We start from the raw sequence: 19,485 nt of genomic DNA on the forward strand, positions 1-19,485 counted from the left end.
CAGGGGAATTGGATTTATGCAAGGCTAGAGCATTCCTCCGGCGCTTTACAACAAAAAATGTGATTTACCCGTGAATTCCGTCGATTTGGGGAAGGATTGTTTTCGCGGCTGCGGAAGTGATGCAAACCAAAAGCGACGCGCGCTAAAATTTGAAGAAAATAAAATATAATTTCAGCAATCGTTCAACATTTGCTGCCATGGTCCACAGGTCCGGCGGCGGGAGGATTGTCTGCATGGCCGGCAAAGCCTTCCATGGCGGGACAGAACGTCCTCCGACGCGCACATGAACGTGACGAATATTCTACCCATTTTACATCCGGGCCTTATGACGACATGATGCCGGGAAGACCACGCAAAGTTATTCAGGGACAGTCATGCGAACAGACACGGGCCAGATCGTTCACCTGGCAGATTACCGCCCCACCGATTTCGTTCTGGAGCGGGTGGATCTCACCTTCGAACTCGACCCCAAGAATACCAAGGTCGAAGCCCGTCTGATCTTTCACCGGCGCGAAGGTGCTGAGCGGCAGGCGCCGCTGGTTCTCGATGGCGACGAGCTGAAGCTTTCCAGCCTGCTGCTCGACCAGGTGGAACTTCCCGCCGGTCAATATGAGGCGACGCCGGAGAGCCTGACCATCCGCGACCTGCCGGCGGAGGCGCCCTTCGAAATCTGCGTCACCAATTACATCAATCCGCAGGTCAATACGCAGCTGATGGGGCTTTATCGCACCAATGGCGTCTATTGCACCCAATGCGAGGCGGAAGGTTTCCGCCGTATCACCTATTTCCCCGACCGGCCGGATGTTCTGGCGCCCTATACGGTGACGATCATCGCGGCGAAGGAAGACAATCCCCTGCTGCTCTCGAACGGCAATTTCCTCGGCGGCGGCAATTACGATGAAGGCCGCCACTTCGCGGCATGGTTCGATCCGCATCCGAAGCCCAGCTATCTCTTCGCGCTTGTCGCCGGCGATCTCGGCGTGGTCGAAGACACATTCACCACCATGTCCGGCCGCGATGTGGCGCTGAAGATTTACGTCGAGCATGGCAAGGAGCCGCGTGCGGCCTATGCCATGGACGCGCTGAAGCGTTCGATGAAATGGGACGAAGAGCGCTTCGGCCGCGAATACGACCTCGATATTTTCATGATCGTCGCCGTATCCGATTTCAACATGGGGGCGATGGAGAACAAGGGTCTCAACGTCTTCAACGACAAATTCGTGCTGGCCGACCCGGAAACCGCCTCCGACGCGGATTACGCCAATATCGAGCGCATCATCGCGCATGAATATTTCCACAACTGGACGGGCAACCGCATCACCTGCCGCGACTGGTTCCAGCTCTGCCTGAAGGAAGGCCTGACGGTTTATCGCGACCAGGAATTTTCCGCCGACATGCGCTCGCGCCCGGTCAAGCGCATTGCCGATGTGCGTCACCTGAAATCGGAGCAGTTTCCCGAGGATTCCGGCCCGCTGGCCCATCCGCCGCGCCCCGACACCTATCGCGAAATCAACAATTTCTACACGACGACCGTTTATGAAAAGGGTGCCGAAGTCACCCGCATGATCGCCACGATCCTCGGCGCGGACGACTTCAAGAAGGGCATGGACCTCTATTTCGAGCGCCATGACGGCGAAGCCGCAACCGTCGAGGATTTCGTCAGGAGCTTCGCTGACGCCAGCGGCCGTGACCTTTCGCAGTTTTCGCTGTGGTACACCGAAGCGGGCACGCCGCTCGTCTCCGTCTCCTCGGCTTATGATGCGGGCAAGTCCACATTCAAGCTCACTCTGGAACAGACGACCGCGCCGACACCCGGCCAGCCGGTGAAACAGCCGCGTCATATTCCGCTGTCGCTGGCGCTGATCCTCGATAACGGCCAGATCGCCGAACCACAGGCCGTCGAAGGCGGCGACTATCGCGACGGCGTGCTGCACCTGACCGAACGCAACCAGACCTTCTCCTTCTCCGGCATTTCCTCGCGGCCGGTGCTGTCGATAAACCGCAGCTTCTCGGCGCCGATCAATCTGGATTTCGAACAGAATGCGGCCGATCTGGTGCAGATCGCCCGGCATGAGACGGATATGTTCGCGCGCTTCCAGGCGCTGACCGATCTTGCCCTGCCGGCTCTGATTGCCGCCACCAAGGCTGTGCAGAATGGCAAGGACGTTCAAACGGATGCGGAGCTGACCGCAACGCTCATCGAAATCATCGGCAACGACGCACTTGAGCCCGCCTTCCGGGCGCAGGCGCTGGCCTTGCCGAGCGAAACGGATATCGCTCGCGAAATGGGCGGCGACAACGATCCGGACGCCATCCACAAGGCGCGCAACGCCACCATCAAGGCCATTGCGACGGCCGGGCTCGAAACGCTGCGGCGGCTTGCCGACAGCACGGCTGACGGCGAGGCCTATAGCCCGGATGCGGCAAGTGCGGGACGCCGTTCGCTGCGCAACGGTGCGCTGACCTTCCTCGCCTTTGCCGAGGAAACGCCGGCCCGCGCGGCGAAGGCTTTTGCTGACGCCACCAACATGACCGATCTTGCGCATGCGCTCAGCGTGCTGACCCAGCGTTTCCCGGAAAGCACGGAAACAAAGGAAGCGCTTGCCGCCTTCGAAACGCGCTTTGCCGACAATGCTCTGGTGCTCGACAAGTGGTTCTCGCTGCAGGCCGCCATTCCGGGCGACGGTGCGCTCGACCGGATCAAGACGCTGATGAAATCGAAACATTTCATCGCCACCAACCCGAACCGGGTACGCTCGCTCGTCGGCACGCTTGCCTTTGCCAACCCCACCGGCTTCCACCGTGCCGATGGCGCCGCCTACCGGTTCCTGGCGGAACAGATCATCGCCATCGACAAGCGCAATCCGCAGCTTGCCGCCCGCATTCTCACATCCATGCGCTCCTGGCGATCGCTGGAGGCAAGCCGCGCCGAACACGCCAAGGCGGCGCTTTCGACGATCGCCGACGCCAAGGGGCTGTCGACGGATGTGAGCGACATCGTCGGGCGCATCCTGAAGGGCTGACCGCCCCGCCAAAACTCCGGATAATGCCGATACGCCGTCTTGATCACCATCAAGGCGGCGTATTGCGTTGCGCGACATGATGGTTCGCGAGAGGCCGGGAACGGCTGAAGAGACCGGAAAGGAATTTCAGATGACGGACATGTCCAAGACCAGCGCTTCGTTTCAGCGCTTCATGACCGATGCTCCGGCCCACAAGGCGGCATGGTTTCAGGCCGTGCAGGGTCTCGGGGCGGCGTCCACGCTCGATGTGAAGACACAGAGCCTGATCTATATCGGCATTCTTGCCGCCCTGCGTCTGGAAAGCGGCCTCGCCTTTCACGTGATGGAAGCCAAGGTACGGGGCGCAAGCCGCGACGATATCATCAGCGCGGTGCTGACCGGTCTTCCGGCGGCGGGCAATGGCGTGATCAGCGCGCTTGGCCCCGCTCTTGACGCCTTCGACGGAGCATGAAGCCTGTTTCTCCCGCGTTCCGCAACAACCGGATCGGATTGCCGGCTCACTGATTTCGTTCATAATTCCCGCCTTCGCCAAAGCGGAAACAGACCGTCCCGAAAAAATACGGAGTCGGTTCAAGGGGTTAAATTTCTTTTAACTTTTGCCTCTGGACACGGCGAATCGCATTTGATTCACTAGTCATATTCGAGCGGCGGCGCTTCGAATCACTGGGGACATCTTGAAGGCGGGACAATGACGAACGTGCGGCGGGCGACTGCGGGCGATGAGCGGCCGTATGCCAAATTTTCTGATCTTGCGGCCTGGGGCGAAAGGCTTTCCAGCGACCTGATGGGTTTGATGAATGGCTCCGACCGCCCGATGCCGCAGGTCGAGACCCTGCTGAAACGTCTCATTCCCATTCTCATCCTCGCCTTCCTCGTCGTCGTCGCGGCCTCGCGCATGCTGGGCATCGTCGCCGAATATAGCCGCATGGAAGAGGCCGCCCGCCATTCCACGGCGCTGACGGCGCTGACGGCCAAAGCAGCCCTTCTCAACAACGATACCGTTTTCACCGCGCAGGATCGCGCCCGCGCCGAAGCCAACCTCGTCGCGGCGCTGCCGTCGGGCAGCCTTGCCGACGGTACCATGGTGCTTCTTTCGGGCAGCAATGGCCGCATTTTCGCCGGCGCTGGTAAGGAAGCGATGCTTTATATCGGCACGTCGCTGCCGGCTTTGCTTCCCGAAATCGCCATCGTGCAGCGTTTCCCCGGCGCACCCGGCACCATCGAAACCAATATTGACGGCCAGCAGCATTATGCAACGATGATCCCCTTCGGCGACGATGGCGCGATGGTGATCGCGGCCCGCTCGCTGCAGCCGATCCGTTCCTTCTGGCGCAGCGAAATCGCCATGAATGTGACGCTGTTTGCCGGCATCTCCTCGATCCTGCTGGTCGTGCTTTATGCCTATTACATGCAGGTGAAACGCGCCCGCGACGCCGACGATATCTTCGCGGAATCCAACCTGCGGGTGGAAACGGCGCTGTCGCGCGGCCGCTGCGGCTTGTGGGATTTCGATCTTTCCACCCGGCGCATGTTCTGGTCCGGTTCGCTTTACGAAATTCTCGGGCTGCCGCCGAAGGCCGCACCGCTTTCCTTTTCCGACGCCGCCCGGATGATGCATTCCGAAGACGGCAACCTCTATGAGCTTGCCCGCGCCGTCGGCTGCGGCAATCTGCGCCAGATCGATCAGATTTTCCGCATGCGCCATGCCAGGGGCCATTATGTCTGGCTGCGCGCCCGCGCCCAGGTCATCCGCACCAATAACGGCCCGCGCGTCATCGGCATCGCCATGGATGTCACCGAACAGCACCGCCTTGCGCAACGCTACGCCGAAGCCGACCAGCGCCTTGCCGACGCCATCGAATCCACCTCGGAAGCCTTCGTCCTGTGGGACAAGAACGACCGTCTGGTGATGTGCAACACCCATTACCAGAAGGCCTATGGTCTGCCGGACAGCGTGCTGGTGGCAGGCACGGAAAAAAGCACCGTCCATGCCGCAGCCGCTCGCCCCGTCGTTGAACGTCGCGTTGCCGATCCGGACCAGTCCGGCCTGTCGCGCACCACGGAAGTGCAGCTTGCCGATGACCGCTGGCTGCAGATCAACGAACGCCGCACCCGCGATGGCGGTCTCGTCTCGGTCGGCACCGATATTACCCTTCTGAAGCGCCATCAGGAACGGCTGCGCGATTCCGAGCGCCGGCTGATGGCCACCATCGGCGATCTCTCCGCCTCGCAGCACAAGCTGGAACGGCAGAAGACCGAGCTTTCCGACGCCAACGCCAATTATCTCGCCGAAAAAGAACGCGCGCAGGCCGCCAACCGGGCGAAATCCGAATTCCTCGCCAATATGAGCCATGAGCTGCGCACGCCGCTCAATGCCATCCTCGGCTTTTCCGACATCCTGCAAAACGAGATGTTCGGACCGGTCGGCTCGCCGAAATATTCCGAATATGCCCGCGATATTCACGACAGCGGCAAACACCTGCTCAACGTCATCAACGATATTCTCGACATGTCGAAGATCGAGGCGGGCCATATGCGCATCAACCGCGAGACCATCGATCTCGCGCCGCTGATCGAAGAGACGCTGCGGCTGACCGCCATTCAGGCTGAACAGAAAAACATCACCGTGCAGCAGAAGGTCTGCGCCGGGCTGACCATGCAGGGCGACCGCCGCGCCATGAAGCAGATCATGCTCAACCTGCTCTCCAACGCCGTGAAATTCACCGGCGATGGCGGCCGCATCGCGCTGCGCACCCATGTGCATCAGGCCGCGATGATCCTCACCATCGCAGACACCGGCATCGGCATTCCCGCCCAGGCGCTCAACAAGATCGGCCAGCCTTTCGAACAGGTGCAGAGCCAATATGCCAAGAGCCAGGGCGGCTCCGGCCTCGGGCTTGCGATTTCCCGCTCGCTCGTCAAGCTGCATGGCGGGACGATGAAGATACGCTCGTGTGAGGGCCGTGGGACGGTGGTGACGATCATCATTCCGCATGCGGCGGGGTGCTGTGGGACGGTGCATTGAGTTGGCGTCGGATGCGCTGACTGTCCTGCAATAAAGTAATGGCCGAGCGCGCAGTACCCCCCTCTGCCCTGCCGGGCATCTCCCCCTCAAGGGGGGAGATCAGCTGGGAGCTAACGCTCGCTCATTCGCAACGTTAAAGATGGGCTGAAGAGTGCCGCAAATCGATCTCCCCCCTTGAGGGGGAGATGCCCGGCAGGGCAGAGGGGGGTATCGCCTCACCCACCATTCTTCACCGTCCCCAAAAACGCCTTCCGCACCGCTTTCGCCAGCCGCTTCACCTCTCCCTCCAGTGTCGGAATGTCAGGGCAGTCCCCCGCCCGGCAAACGAGATCGGTGAGGCCCGCCGGCGCTTCCTTCGGGTTGAAGGCGCCATCGATGCACAGCCGCACGATTTGTGAGATTTCAGTGTAGAGCGCCATCGCCGCCATGCAATCATCAAAGGCTTGGCGCTCCATCACCGGGGCAGCGAGCGCCTGCAGCGCCTCGGCCGTGTTGCGCCCCGGTTCGTGCACCGCAAGCCCCTTCACCGGCCCCACCAGCGCCAGATATTGGGCGATGAATTCCAGATCGATCAGCCCGCCATTGATGAGCTTGAAATCCCAGTTGTTTTCCGGCGGCTTCTCCTGCTCGATCAGGCTGCGCATCTCCAGCACATCGGCCGAGACCTTGGCCACATCGCGCTTTTGCGACAGGATGGAGGCGATGATGCGTCGCGCGTCCTCCGTCAGCGAGGCATCGCCGCAGATGAGGCGGGCGCGCGATAGCGCCATGTGCTCCCAGGTCCAGGCCTCCTCGCGCTGGTATTTCTCAAAGGCGGAAATGCGGGTCGCCACCGGGCCCTTGTTGCCGGAGGGGCGAAGCCGCATGTCCACTTCGTAAAGCACGCCCTCCGCCGTCGGCGCGGAAAGCGCGGCAATCAGCCTTTGCGTGACGCGGGTGAAATAACGCACGACATCGAGCGGTTTTGCGCCGGTCGATTCATGGGCGGCATCGTCGTAGTCGTAGAGCAGGATAAGATCGACATCCGAACCGGCGGTCAGCTCGAAGGAGCCGAGCTTGCCCATGCCCATGACAGCCACGCGCCCGCCGGGATAAAGCCCATGCGCCGCTTCCATCTCCGCCAGAACCGCATTCAGCGCCGCCTCGATGACAAGATCGGCAAGATGGGTGAAAGCGCGGGCGGCCACCTCGCCGCGGATTGCGCCGGTCAGCAGCCGCACGCCGATCAGGAAGCGCTGTTCGGCGGCGAAAATGCGCAGCCGGTCGAGAATATCCTCATAATGCCGGGCATTGGAGAGAAAGCTTCCCATACGGTGGGCGAGATAGTCGCGCGTCGGTACGTCGCTCATCAATGCCGGGTCAAGCATGCCGTCGAAGACATGCGGACGGGCGGCGATGATTTCGGCAAGGCGCGGTGCGGACGACATGATCGTTACCAGCAGGTCGAGCAGCGCCGGGTTGTTGCCGAGCAGCGAAAAGAGCTGGATGCCGGCCGGCAGACCGGAGAGGAAATTGTCGAAACGCAGCAGCGCCTCATCGGCCCGCTTACTTTCACCGAAGGCCCTGAGCAGGTCCGGCGTCAGCTCCGTCAGCCGCTCGCGCGCCTCCACCGATTGCGTTGCCCGGTAACGGCCATTGTGCCAGGTGCGGATGACGCGGGAAATATCCTCCGGCCGCTCGAAGCCGAGGGTGGAGAGCGTTTTTAACGTATCGGGATCGTCCTTCTGGCCGGTGAAGACCAGATTGCCGGCCTCGCCTGACAGCTTCACCTCCTGCTCGAACAGCGCCGAATAACGCCGCTCCACCAGCCGCAGCACCTGTTCCAGCTTTTCCGAAAAGGCTTTGGTGTCCTCGAAACCGAGCATGAAGGCGATGCGCTTCAGTTCGGCTTCGGTGTCGGGCAGCACATGGGTCTGCTCGTCGCGCACCATCTGGATGCGGTGCTCCACTTCGCGCAGGAACCAATAGGCCTCCGTCAGGCTGTCGCGCGTTTCGGCGTCGATCCATTTCGCCTCGGTCAGCGCCGCAAGCGCCTCCTGCGTTGCGCGCACCCTGAGCGCCGGCATGCGGCCGCCGGCGATAAGCTGCTGCGTCTGCGCGAAGAATTCGATCTCGCGGATGCCGCCGCGCCCGAGCTTGACATTGTGGCCCTTCACCGCAATCGCGCCATGGCCCTTATGGGCGTGGATCTGCCGCTTGATGGAGTGAATATCGGCAATCGCCGCGTAATCGAGATATTTGCGGAAGATGAAGGGCGTCAGCTCGCGCAGGAAATTCTCACCCGCCTTGATATCGCCGGCTACCGGCCGCGCCTTGATATAGGCGGCGCGTTCCCAGTTCTGGCCCCTGCCCTCATAATAAAGCAGCGCTGCTTCCACGGGGATGGCGAGCGGCGTCGAGCCGGGATCGGGCCGCAGCCGCAGATCGGTGCGGAAGACGTAACCATCGGCCGTGCGCTCCTGCATGATGCGCACGAGACGGCGCATCATCCGGCCGAAATTCTCCGTCGCATCATAGGGATCGTCCATGATGCCGGCTGAGGGTTCGAAGAACACCACCGCGTCGATATCGGAAGAATAGTTCAGTTCGCGCGCGCCGAGCTTGCCCATGCCGAGCACGATGAGGCCCGACCCGTCGCTTGGGGCTGCGACATTCTTCAGCTTCAGCTTGCCGCTCTCATGGGCTGATAGCAGCAGGTGATCGATGGCGGCGGAAAGCGATGCATCCGCCATGTCGCTCAGCCAGCGTGTCGTATCGCCCGCGGTGAAGATGCGCGCCAGATCGGCAAGTGCTGCGATGAAAGAGAGCCGCCGCTTGGCTACCCTCAGCCGCGACATCACCTCGTTTTCGCTCGGCACCCCGCCTTCTTCGCCCGGCTTCCAGCAATCGCGCGCCTCATGGACGAGACCCGCCAGCAGCGGCTCGAGCGGTTTCGACATCGCCAGCGACAAAAGCCCCTCATCCGCAGACGCCATGTCACGCAGATAGGGGGACAGCGTGAAGGCCGCGGCGATAAAATCCTTCAGCAGGCTTTCCCCGGCAAGCAGCGCGGCCACCGCCGGCTCGCTTTTGCCGATATCCTTCAGCGTCGAAAGAACGGATTTCAGTTCCGTCTGCGTATAGGGGCGGATCACGCCCGGCAGAACCTCGCTCAGCCGCCTTTCGGCGGTTTCCCGTTTCGTCACTGTGTCTCTCCCTCTTACGACTATCCTATCGCCGTTCCCTGACATGCGGCTTTCAGGACCGGATGCGCCGCACCCGAAACATCCCTGCCGCCGCACCTCTTAGAATCCTCCCGGCGCATGCATCTGGCGTTGTAACAAATGCAGGCCGCTTTGCGATCATAAAACCGCCGATGGCGATGTTTTCCAAAGCGCCGTACCCCGTAATGTCTCCGCAATTGTGCCCGCGTAGCGTCAGCCTCAACGAAACCCGACTCCCCGGTTTTCCAACGCTCGGTGTTGCAACGGATATGATCATGAAACAGATTTTTACAGCGAAATTGCAAAAGAACCTGCGCGCGATGGCCCTTTGCCTGACGGCGCTGCCCATGGCGCAGGCCGTCTGCACACCCGTTTTTGCCGCCGATATCGGCAAATCGGACCGGGTGGCCGATCCGCAGGGCAATTTCGACAATGCCCGCTACAGCAGCTCCAGCGACTGGAAGATTACGCTCGGTGTCGGTGCTGCCTACGCCCCGAAATATGAGGGTTCGGACAAGCTGGAAGCAGGCGCCGTGCCGCTGGTTTCCGTCGCGTATGGAGATACACTGAGCATCGATTTCAGCGGCGTCACCGTCAACCTCTTGAACCACAACGGCTTCAGGCTGGGTGTAAAGGGCGGCTGGGAAGCCGGGCGCAAGGAAAAGGACGACAGGAAAAACCTGCGCGGAATGGGCGATATCAAGGCGGCCGGCGTGGTCGGCGGCGTCATCGCCTATGGCGCGGACCCCTTCGAAATCTACGCCAAGGTGGACAAGACCATCGACGGCAGCGAAGGCCTGACCGCGACCGTCGGCGCCAGCGTCTCGCACAAGGTTGACCAGTTTGTCCTGGGCGCCGACCTCTCCGCCACCTGGGCGGACGACAAGCACATGAAATCCTATTTCGGCGTCACCTCGGCCCAGTCCGCCCGCTCGGGCCTGCGCCGCTTCGACGCGAAATCGGGCTTCAAGCGCGTCGACGCCAGCGCCTCCGTCACTTACCTTATGACTGAGAACTGGTCGATCACGGGCACCGGCGGCGTCGGTTTCCTGCTGGGCGATGCCAAGGACAGCCCCCTGTCGAAGAAGGATATTCAGCCGTTTGCGATGGTGGGCGTCGCTTATACGTTCTGAGCTACGAGCAGGAGCGACGTGCGGCGACGGATGCGCGCGCCTGAGGAGAGGCGTCCCTGCCCTCACGCCTCCTCACCCGATGAAACGCCGCAAGGCGTTTCATCGGGGCCGCGATGCTTAGAGTATCCTGTCCCGGTATTCCGGCGGCGCCACCCAGCATTCCTCGCGTTTTCCGAACCAGCGGTAGCGATTGCGGGCGACAAAGCGATAAACGGGATCGCGCAGGAATGCGGGAACGATGCGTAATATGGTGATCAGCCGCCAGGGCATGCCCAGCGCTTCATATATGCTAAGCACGGCATCGCTGTCCTGCCGCACCCTACCGCCCTCCACGACCAGCATGCTGACCGGATCTTTCGGGTCCATGCCGCAACGTCGGTAAATCTCCGCGCCGATATCGCCCTGCATGGATGCGAGGCGGAAATGTCCGGCCCTGTCATGCCGCAGCACGAATTGCGCATTCACGGAGCACAGCACACATTCCGCATCGAACAGAATGATCGGGCCGTGCCCGTCGTCGGTCAAGGGAACCGTAGCTGCCACCCGTCACACATCCTTTCGTCCATCGCACGCGATTTCCGAACAGAGCCATTGCAGTCAATCAATCGGACTATTCTTCAGATCATCCTGCAATACAATCTTGAAAACAGTCATTTTCCGGATGAAGAATACTTTGCGCACAAATCCTGGTGAACGTCATCGCCAGCCGCAATGCCTAAGCCTTCGAGACGGGAAACACCATCGAAACGGTCAGCCCCGGGCAGCCGGTATTTGTGGCATCCGTGTCCGCCAGCATCAGCGATCCGCCATGCAGCTCCATCACGGCCTCCACCAGCGACAGGCCGAGCCCGGTTCCGGGTTTTGAGCGGCTTTCATCCAGCCTGACGAAGCGTTTCAGCACCTCGCCGCGTTTGTCGGCGGGAATGCCGGGGCCGTTATCGGCGACGGAGAGCACGATGGCCTCCGGCTGCCTTGCCAGACGCACAACGAGCTTTTTGTCGCCTTCGCCCTCGCAGGCATATTTCATGGCGTTGTCGATGAGGTTGGAGAGCGCCTGGCCGATCAGCTCGCGGTTGCCCTTTACCGAAAGGTCGGCCTCTATTTCGGCCTCCAGCGCAAGCCCCGCATCCTCGGCCACCGGCTCGTAGAGTTCGGCGCTGTCGGCGGCAATCGCCGAGACATCCACATCGGTCATTTCGGCGGCAATTGAGCCTGCCTCGACGCGGGAAATCATCAGCAGCGCGTTGAAGGTGCGGATAAGCTGGTCGGATTCGGCGATGATGCCTTCAAGCGCTGCGCGCCGTTTCGTCTCGTCATTGTCGTCAAGGGCTGCGGCGGCCTTGTTGCGCAGCCGCGTCAGCGGCGTCTTCAGATCATGGGCGATATTGTCGGAGACCTGCCGCAGGCCTTCATTCAGCTTTTCGATACGGCCGAGCATGGCGTTGAGCGAGCCGGACAGGCGGTCGAATTCGTCGCCGGAGCGGCCCTGCGGCAGGCGCTGCGAAAGGTCGCCGGCCATGATCTTCTTGGTCGCCGCCGACATGCGGTCGATGCGTTTCAGCGCGTTGCGGCCGATGCCGAACCAGATGAGCAGCGCGCCGCCGCCCATGATGGCGAGCGCCACCATCAGCGCATTGCGCACCAGCGCCCGGAACTTGGTGGGTTCGCCGAGGTCGCGGCCGATCAGGATGCGCAGGCCATTGTCCAGCATGAAGACATTGGCGGTGGCCAGATGCTGCACGCTGTCGCCGCTTTCGGAGTAACGCTCGTAACGGAAAGGAAAACCGGTCCAGCCTTCCTTGTCGAAAACGCCCGGCTGCACCGAAGCGACGTTGCCGGCAAGGATTTCGCCATTCGGCCCGGCGATGACGTAAAGGCTCGCCCCGGGCTGGCGGGCGCGGCGTTCCATCATCCGCAGCAGCGGGTTGATGCCGCCGCGATTATAGATGCGCTGCACATCCGAAACTTCCTGCAAGACGGCGTCACGCGTCTGCTGGTTCAGCAGCCGTTCGGAAAGGGCGGTGACATAGAAGACCAGGAAGGCGGCGCAGAGCGCAAACAGCAGGATATAGAGCGCCGAAAGGCGCACCGCTGTCGACCGGAACACTATTCTGAGGCGGGCCATTTTCGCCAATCAGCCCTCGTCCTTCATCATGTAGCCAGCGCCGCGAATGGTCTTCAGCAGCGGCTTCTCGAAATCCTTCTCGATCTTCGAGCGCAGGCGGGAGACATGCACGTCGATGACATTGGTCTGCGGGTCGAAATGATAGTCCCAGACATTTTCCAGAAGCATGGTACGGGTCACGACCTGACCGGCATTCTTCATCAGATATTCGAGCAGGCGGAATTCGCGCGGCTGCAGCAGGATTTCCTTGCCGCCCCGGCGGACATCGTGGGAGAGCCGGTCGAGTTCGAGATCGCCGACCCGGTAGATCATGTCCTGCTCGGGCTTGCCCTTTCGGCGGCCCAGTACCTCGATGCGGGCGAGCAATTCGGAAAAGGCATAGGGTTTCGGCAGATAATCGTCACCGCCGGCGCGCAGGCCGGTGACGCGGTCATCCACCTGCCCCAGCGCGGAAAGGATCAGAACCGGCGTCTCGATGCCGCGGCGGCGCAGCTCGCTGATGACGGAAAGTCCGTCGCGGCGCGGCAACATGCGGTCGATCACCATCACGTCGTAAGCGTTCTCGCAGCCCATGAACAGGCCGCTCTCACCGTCGCTCGCATGGTCGGCGACGATCCCGGCTTCGCGGAACGCCTTGGTCATATAGGCCGCAGCCTCGAGGTCGTCTTCAATGACAAGAATCTTCATGTGCGGGACAATAGCGCCCTCGCCCTTTTCCGCACAACCGGAAACAGATGCGGGAGAGACTTCCTGAACCTTGTTTTCCATGGAATTTCCTCCGAAGATCGGCCTTGAGCACCATCGCGCTTCCAGGCGGAACAATCGCCTATGGATCAGGCGGGCGCCGCTTGTTTCTTCTCCCCGCCCGGGGAGAAGGTCGCGGCAGCGGGATGAAGGGGCAAGGCCAGAGATTTACCGGGAGGTTACCCCCTCATCCGACCCTTCGGGCCACCTTCTCCCCGCCGGGGAGAAGAAAAGGGCCGCAACGCCCTGCCGTACCCAGCCGCCCGTCTCAGGAGCGGGATGCGACGCCGGCTCCCGAAAGAACCGGCATCGCCATTCGAGTTATCAACCCTGGTCGATATCCAGAGCGATGAAGCGGCTGCCATCGTCCGTCTGGATCTGGAACAGCGCCTTGGAGCGTCCGTCCTTCTTGGCCTGTTCGAGGATCTTCTCGATATCGGCGGCGGAGGCCACCTGCTGGTTGTTGACCGAGGTGATCTTCTCACCCGTCTTCAGGCCACGGGCAGCGGCATCGCTGTCGGGGTCGACATCGGTGATGGCAAGGCCATTGCCGTCATCGGCGGGCGCAACCGTCAGGCCGAGGCTGGAGAGCACCTTCTCGCTGGAGGACTGGCCGCCCTTGTCGTCGTTCTGGCTCGGTGTCGCCTTGGAAGCATCGTCGCTGGCGAGATCGCCGAGCGTCACCGTGACAGGCTGCGACTTGCCGCCACGCCACAGCGAGATTTCAACCTTGGTGTTGGGCGCCATGCCGCCGATGCGGCGCGACAGGTCGCGGGCATCCTTGACGGGCTCGCCATTGACGGCGGTGATGATGTCGCCCTGCTTGATACCGGCCTTGTCGCCCGGCGAGCCGGCCTGCGGCGAAACGACGAGCGCGCCGCTGGCTTCGGAAAGGCCGAGCGATTCAGCGATATCCTTGCTGACGGGCTGGATCTGCACGCCGAGCCAGCCGCGTTCGACCTTACCGTCCTTCTGCAGGTCGGCGATCACGTCCTTGGCGACCGAGGCCGGAATGGCGAAGGCGATGCCGACATTGCCGCCGGAAGGCGAGAAGATGGCGGTGTTGATGCCGACGACTTCGCCGTTGAGGTTGAAAGCGGGGCCACCGGAGTTGCCACGGTTCACGGCAGCGTCGATCTGCAGGTAGTCGTCATAGGGGCCGGAGCCGATATCGCGGCCACGGGCGGAGATGATGCCCGAGGTCACCGTACCGCCGAGACCGAAGGGGTTGCCGACGGCGACGACCCAGTCACCGACGCGGATCTTGCTGTCATCGGCAAATTTGACATAGGTGAACTTGCGGTTCACATCGACCTTCAGCAGTGCCAGATCGGTGCGCGGATCGCGGCCGACGAGCTTGGCTTCGAGTTCGGTGCCGTCATTCATCACGATCGTATAGGCGGAGCCGTCATCGACGACGTGGTTGTTGGTGACGATGTAACCGTCTTCGGAAATGAAGAAGCCGGAGCCCTGAGCGACGGGGCGCAGCGGACCCTTGCCGTCACGGTGGCGGTTCGGGCCACGGTCGGAGCGGTCCTGATTGGGGCCGCCGAATTCCTTGAAGAAGCGCTTCAGCGGATGGTCGTCCGGAAGCTGGTCGAGGCCACGGCCGCCGAAATTGAAGGAGAAATTGCTGCTATCATCGGAAGCGGGCTGTACGTTCGACTGCACGCGAACGGAGACGACGGCGGGCGACACCGCATCGACCACATTGGCGAAGCTCGGAACCTGCGGCGCATTCACCTCGACGGGGGCGGCAAACGAATGGAGGATCGGTGCGGCGATGCCGGTGGAAAGCATCAGCGCCGCAAGGCCGCCAACGGTCGTGGCCTTCAAAGCCGTCTTCAGCGAGGAATGGCCTTTTTGCGAATGAGACATGGTGTACCTTCTTTCTTCATTCAGACTGGAGCCCGTTTGACCGGGGGAGAAGCGGTGGATGATGAAGATATAGGAGGCGACACCTTACGGCGAAGTGTCTGACGAATGAAAAATCCGTAATGTTGAAAAAGAACCGGGGAGAAAAATGAAAACCGGTTATTTTTCAATGAGATTGCGAATTCTCATCTCTTCGTCCGCGCTCAGTTTCTGCGGCTGTTCCTGACTTGCGCGGCGGCGCGAAAAGATAAAGACGGCGAAAATTCCCGCAAGGGTGAGACCGATGGGCGCACCCCACAAAAGCACGGTGCGCAGGCTGAGGCGCGGTTTCAGGAGCACGAACTCGCCATAACGCGACACGACATAATCGATGACGGCCTTGTCGCTGTCGCCCTCGACCAGCCGTTCGCGCACCAGAACCCGCAGGTCGCGCGCCAGTTCGGCATTGCTGTCATCGATGGACTGGTTCTGGCAGACCATGCAGCGGAGCTGAGACGTGAGATTGCGGGCGCGCTGCTCCAGCACGGGGTCTTTGAGGACTTCATCCGGATTGAAGGCGAAGGCCGGAGAGGCTGCAGCGAAGATGAGGGTGAGAAGAAGAGCAAGCCTTGCCACCCTCTCCCTCATTCCTGTTCCCCAGAACAAGGCCACACTCATTCCGCCGCCTCCGGCATTGCAGCCCGCACCGGTTTCGCCTTGCGATTCGGCGCTCCGACCCGCAAACGCCTGTCCGAGAGCGAGATGAAACCGCCCGCCATCATGAACAGCGTGCCGCCCCAGATGCACAGGATGAAGGGTTTCCACCAGATGCGCACCACCATGCCGCCATCGGCCATGGGGTCACCCAGCGAAACATAAAGCTGGCTGAGGCCGAAGGTCAGGATGCCGGCTTCCGTTGTCGGCATGCGCCGCGCGGTATAGAGCCGCTTGGACGACCAGACGTCGGCCACCTCCACCCCCGCCTTGCGCACGGTGAAATGGCCGCGATCTTCGGTGAAATTCGGGCCGACGGCGTGGCGGACGCCATCGAAGGTCAGGCTGTAACCGCCCGCTTCCGCCGCCATGCCCTCTTTCATTTCCAAGACCGTCTCGGTCTCGAAAGTGGTGACGATGACGATGCCGAGTACGGTGATGCCAAGCCCCGTATGCGCCAGCGCCGTGCCGAAGGCCGAACGCGGCAGGCCCTTCAGGCGACGAAACGCAATACCGAAGGCGAGCTTGCCGAAATTGGCGCGATACCAGAGATCGGCGAAAGCGCCGAAGATCAGCCAGAAACCGGCAGCGATGCCGAGTGCGGCCAGCACCGGACCGCCATTTTCAATGTACCAGAGCGTCAGTCCGGCAAGGGCCGCAAGCGCTGCCGCCACATAAAGCCGCTGGAAGGCTCCGAGAAGATCGCCGCGCTTCCAGGCGAGCATCGGCCCGAAAGGCGTGACGATCAGGATCGGGATCATCAGCAGGCCGAACGTAAGATTGAAGAAAGGCGCACCGACCGAAATTTTTTCGCCCGTCAGCGTTTCCAGAATGAGCGGATAGAGCGTGCCGATCAGCACGGTCGCGGTCGATACCGTCAGGATGAGGTTGTTGAGGACCAGCGACCCTTCGCGCGAGATCGGCGCAAACAGGCCGCCGGCCTTCAGGGAAGGTGCACGCCATGCGAAAAACGCGAAGGCGCCGCCGATGAAGACGGTCAGAATGCCGAGAATGAAGATGCCGCGGCTCGGATCGGTGGCGAAAGCATGGACCGAGGTCAGCACGCCGGAGCGGACGAGGAAGGTGCCGAGCAGCGACAGCGAAAAGGTCATGATCGCCAGAAGCACGGTCCAGATCTTCAGCGCCTCGCGCTTTTCCATGACGAGCGCCGAATGCAGCAGCGCGGTGCCGGCAAGCCATGGCATGAAGGAAGCGTTTTCCACCGGGTCCCAGAACCACCAGCCGCCCCAGCCGAGTTCGTAATAGGCCCAGTAGGAACCCATGGAGATGCCGGCGGTCAGGAAGGTCCATGCGGCGAGTGTCCATGGCCGCACCCAGCGCGCCCAGGCGGCGTCGATGCGTCCTTCCAACAGCGCCGCAACGGCAAAGGAGAAGCAGACGGAAAAGCCGACATAACCGAGATAGAGCAGCGGCGGATGGATGGCGAGGCCGAAATCCTGAAGAATGGGATTGAGGTCCTGCCCCTCCGCCGGCACCGGCTCCAGCCGCAGGAACGGATTGGAGGTGAGCAGGATGAACAGCAGGAAGGCGACCGAAATCCATGCCTGCACCGCAAGCACATTGGCTTTGAGCGTTTCCGGCAGGTTACGGCCGAAGGCGGCGACGAGCGCGCTGAAAAACACCAGGATGAGCAGCCACAGCAGCATGGAGCCTTCGTGGTTGCCCCAAACGCCGGTCAGCTTGTAGATCATCGGCATCAGCGAATGCGAGTTTTCCCAGACATTGCGCACGGAAAAATCCGAGACGGCATAAGCCCGCGTCAGCGCCGCGAAGGAGAAGGCGACCAGCAGGAACATCAGGACCGAGCCGAGCGAGGCGACATCCATCAGCGCCCGGTCGTTGCGGCGCGCGCCGATGACCGGCAGCGTCGAGACGATCAGCCCCACACCGAGCGCCAGAACCAGAACATAATGGCCGATCTCGTTGATCATCTGGTCGCTCCGGTCTTGTCGGAAGAAGGTGCGCTGGCCGCTGGCGTTGCGGCGGCTGGTTCCTCGCCGTCTCCGGCATGCTGCCACAGGCCCTTGTCCTTCAGCCGGTCGGCCACTTCCTTGGGCATGTAGTTTTCGTCGTGCTTGGCCAGAACGCTGTCGGCCACGAAACCGTGGGTCGCGGCATCGAACATGCCTTCGGTCACCACGCCCTGCCCTTCGCGGAAAAGATCGGGCAGGATGCCGGTATAGCTGACCGGCACGTTCGCTTCACCGTCGGTCACCGTGAAGCTCACCGTGCGGCCCTCGCCGCGCTTGATCGAGCCTTCCGCCACCAGCCCGCCGAGGCGGATGCGGGTGCCGGGATTGACAGGGGTCTTCTCCAGATCGGCCGGCATGTAGAAATAGGCGATGGACTGGCCGAAGGCGAACATTACCAGCAGCACGGCTGCAACGATGAAGCTCATGCCGCCGCCGATGATCGCCAGGCGTTTCTGTTTGCGGGTCATTGCGTCACTCCCTGCGGCGCGGCATCCTGCTGCCCGTTCATGCGGATCGGTCCGGCCGAAACGCCCAGTTCCTTCGCCAGCGCCAGAAGCTGCCTGCCCTGCTCGCCCTCCGGCGGGAAGGCCCTCAGCCCCGCCCGCAGCGCTTCTCCGGCCTTGGCTTCGTTCTTCAGCACGGAATAGGCGCGAACGAGACGCATCCACCCTTCAAAATCGGCCGGGTTTTCCTTCAGCTTGGCGTCGAGGCTCGCCACCATGCCCTCGATCATTGCCTGCCGGTCGGTCGCCGTCATGTCTTTTGCCGCCGCCATGTCCTCAGCGGTCGGGCCGGGTGCGGCAGGGGTCGCCGCGCCGCCGGTCCGGGCTATATGTTCGCGCACCAGCGGCAGCCACGGCGCACCGGCCGGTGCATCGGCCGCCAGCGCTGTGAAGGCGGCGCGCGCTTCCTCGGCCTTGCCGGCCTGTTCCAGCGACAGCGCCAGATAGAAACGGGCGCGCGGATTGCCGGGCTTCAGCTCTTCGGCCTGCGCAAACGCATCCCGCGCGGCCTCGATGACGATGCCGTCATTGCCGGCCACCAGCGTTTCGCCAAGGCCCGTCAGCCGTTCCGGGCTCGGTCCCAGAATACGAAGCGCATTGCGATAGGCAAGCTCGGCATCGCCAAGCCGCAATGTCTTGAAATAGATCGGCGCGAGGATATCCCAGCCGGCGCCGTCCTCCGGGTTCTGCGCCAGATGCCGTTCCGCCCGGGCGACCAGCAGGTTCATGTCGTTGCCGGGCTTTTCAAGACGCGCCTCGAGCGGCATGTCCGGCACCTCAGGACTGCCGTTCCAGATGTAAAGACAGAGACCGAGCGCGGGCAACAGAACCGTAATGAGGCTGGCGGCGAGATTGTGCCGGCGCGGCCGGGTTTCTTTGCCGGATTGCTCTTCCGCTTCGGCGGCGGTGAGAAGCCGGCGGCCGATTTCGGCGCGGGCATAATCCGCCTCGGTGTCGCCGATGAGGCCGGCGGCGCGTTCGCGGTCCAGTTCGGCGAGCTGATCGCGATAAACGGCGACCTCACCGTCGCGGCGCGTCTGCGGCGCCTCGGTCTTCCGCATCAGCGGGTACATCAGGACGATGGCGACAGCCGCCGTCAATATCGCAACGACAATCCAGAACATAAGGCTCAATTACTCGAATGCGCGGCACATGGAAACATGAAGC

Annotated in this window: 13 protein-coding genes; 4 read left to right on the forward strand and 9 right to left on the reverse strand. The window is 62.1% G+C overall.

What is annotated here, in order from left to right; all coding sequences use genetic code 11:
* Nucleotides 1-374: 374 nt before the first annotated feature.
* From pepN to ACIK7D_RS03005, 3 genes are all read left to right on the forward strand, one after another.
* Nucleotides 375-3,023 carry an aminopeptidase N gene (gene pepN, locus ACIK7D_RS02995; protein ID WP_400155582.1) on the forward strand — a complete coding sequence of 883 codons (2,649 nt, stop codon included), beginning with the start codon at nt 375-377 and terminating at the stop codon, nt 3,021-3,023.
* Between the two features lie 130 nt (nt 3,024-3,153).
* Entirely contained in the window at nt 3,154-3,474 is a 321-nt protein-coding gene (locus ACIK7D_RS03000) for a carboxymuconolactone decarboxylase family protein (RefSeq protein ID WP_080818773.1), read from the forward strand.
* Between the two features lie 237 nt (nt 3,475-3,711).
* Nucleotides 3,712-6,048, forward strand: coding sequence for a PAS domain-containing sensor histidine kinase (locus tag ACIK7D_RS03005; protein ID WP_174023923.1), 2,337 nt, complete (start codon nt 3,712-3,714; stop codon nt 6,046-6,048).
* A gap of 215 nt (nt 6,049-6,263) precedes the next feature.
* On the opposite strand, the gene ACIK7D_RS03010 is transcribed toward ACIK7D_RS03005, so the two are convergent.
* The gene (locus ACIK7D_RS03010) at nt 6,264-9,233 is read right to left on the reverse strand and encodes a bifunctional [glutamine synthetase] adenylyltransferase/[glutamine synthetase]-adenylyl-L-tyrosine phosphorylase (protein ID WP_400155583.1); all 2,970 of its coding nucleotides are present in this window, start codon (nt 9,231-9,233) and stop codon (nt 6,264-6,266) included.
* A gap of 287 nt (nt 9,234-9,520) precedes the next feature.
* Between ACIK7D_RS03010 and ACIK7D_RS03015 the strand changes: the two genes are divergently transcribed.
* Nucleotides 9,521-10,384: a MipA/OmpV family protein gene (locus ACIK7D_RS03015; RefSeq protein ID WP_400155584.1), complete on the forward strand. Its 864-nt coding sequence runs from the start codon at nt 9,521-9,523 to the stop codon at nt 10,382-10,384.
* Nucleotides 10,385-10,501: 117 nt separating this feature from the next.
* Here the strand turns inward: ACIK7D_RS03015 and ACIK7D_RS03020 are convergent, their stop codons facing one another.
* The 8 genes from ACIK7D_RS03020 to ccmI form a co-directional block, all read right to left on the reverse strand.
* A complete protein-coding gene (locus tag ACIK7D_RS03020; RefSeq protein ID WP_137003153.1) occupies nt 10,502-10,927 on the reverse strand; it encodes a thiol-disulfide oxidoreductase DCC family protein in 426 nt (141 codons plus the stop codon).
* Between the two features lie 172 nt (nt 10,928-11,099).
* Entirely contained in the window at nt 11,100-12,509 is a 1,410-nt protein-coding gene (locus ACIK7D_RS03025) for a sensor histidine kinase (RefSeq protein WP_400156003.1), read from the reverse strand.
* Between the two features lie 9 nt (nt 12,510-12,518).
* A complete protein-coding gene (locus tag ACIK7D_RS03030) occupies nt 12,519-13,277 on the reverse strand; it encodes a response regulator transcription factor (RefSeq protein ID WP_269314511.1) in 759 nt (252 codons plus the stop codon).
* Nucleotides 13,278-13,577: 300 nt separating this feature from the next.
* Nucleotides 13,578-15,131, reverse strand: coding sequence for a Do family serine endopeptidase (locus ACIK7D_RS03035; RefSeq protein WP_080817358.1), 1,554 nt, complete (start codon nt 15,129-15,131; stop codon nt 13,578-13,580).
* A 156-nt stretch (nt 15,132-15,287) separates the two neighbouring features.
* A complete protein-coding gene (locus ACIK7D_RS03040; RefSeq protein WP_400156004.1) occupies nt 15,288-15,755 on the reverse strand; it encodes a cytochrome c-type biogenesis protein CcmH in 468 nt (155 codons plus the stop codon).
* A gap of 26 nt (nt 15,756-15,781) precedes the next feature.
* Nucleotides 15,782-17,773: a heme lyase CcmF/NrfE family subunit gene (locus tag ACIK7D_RS03045; protein WP_400155585.1), complete on the reverse strand. Its 1,992-nt coding sequence runs from the start codon at nt 17,771-17,773 to the stop codon at nt 15,782-15,784.
* Nucleotides 17,770-18,282: a cytochrome c maturation protein CcmE gene (gene ccmE / locus ACIK7D_RS03050; RefSeq protein ID WP_020808640.1), complete on the reverse strand. Its 513-nt coding sequence runs from the start codon at nt 18,280-18,282 to the stop codon at nt 17,770-17,772. The genes ACIK7D_RS03045 and ccmE overlap by 4 nt, the downstream gene beginning before the upstream one ends.
* Nucleotides 18,279-19,442, reverse strand: coding sequence for a c-type cytochrome biogenesis protein CcmI (gene ccmI / locus ACIK7D_RS03055; RefSeq protein ID WP_400155586.1), 1,164 nt, complete (start codon nt 19,440-19,442; stop codon nt 18,279-18,281). Before ccmI ends, ccmE begins: the two co-directional genes overlap by 4 nt.
* Nucleotides 19,443-19,485 lie beyond the last annotated feature (43 nt).

Origin of the sequence: Agrobacterium sp. P15N1-A, from assembly GCF_044626815.1 — a bacterium.
Classification (GTDB): Bacteria; Pseudomonadota; Alphaproteobacteria; order Rhizobiales; family Rhizobiaceae; genus Agrobacterium; species Agrobacterium leguminum.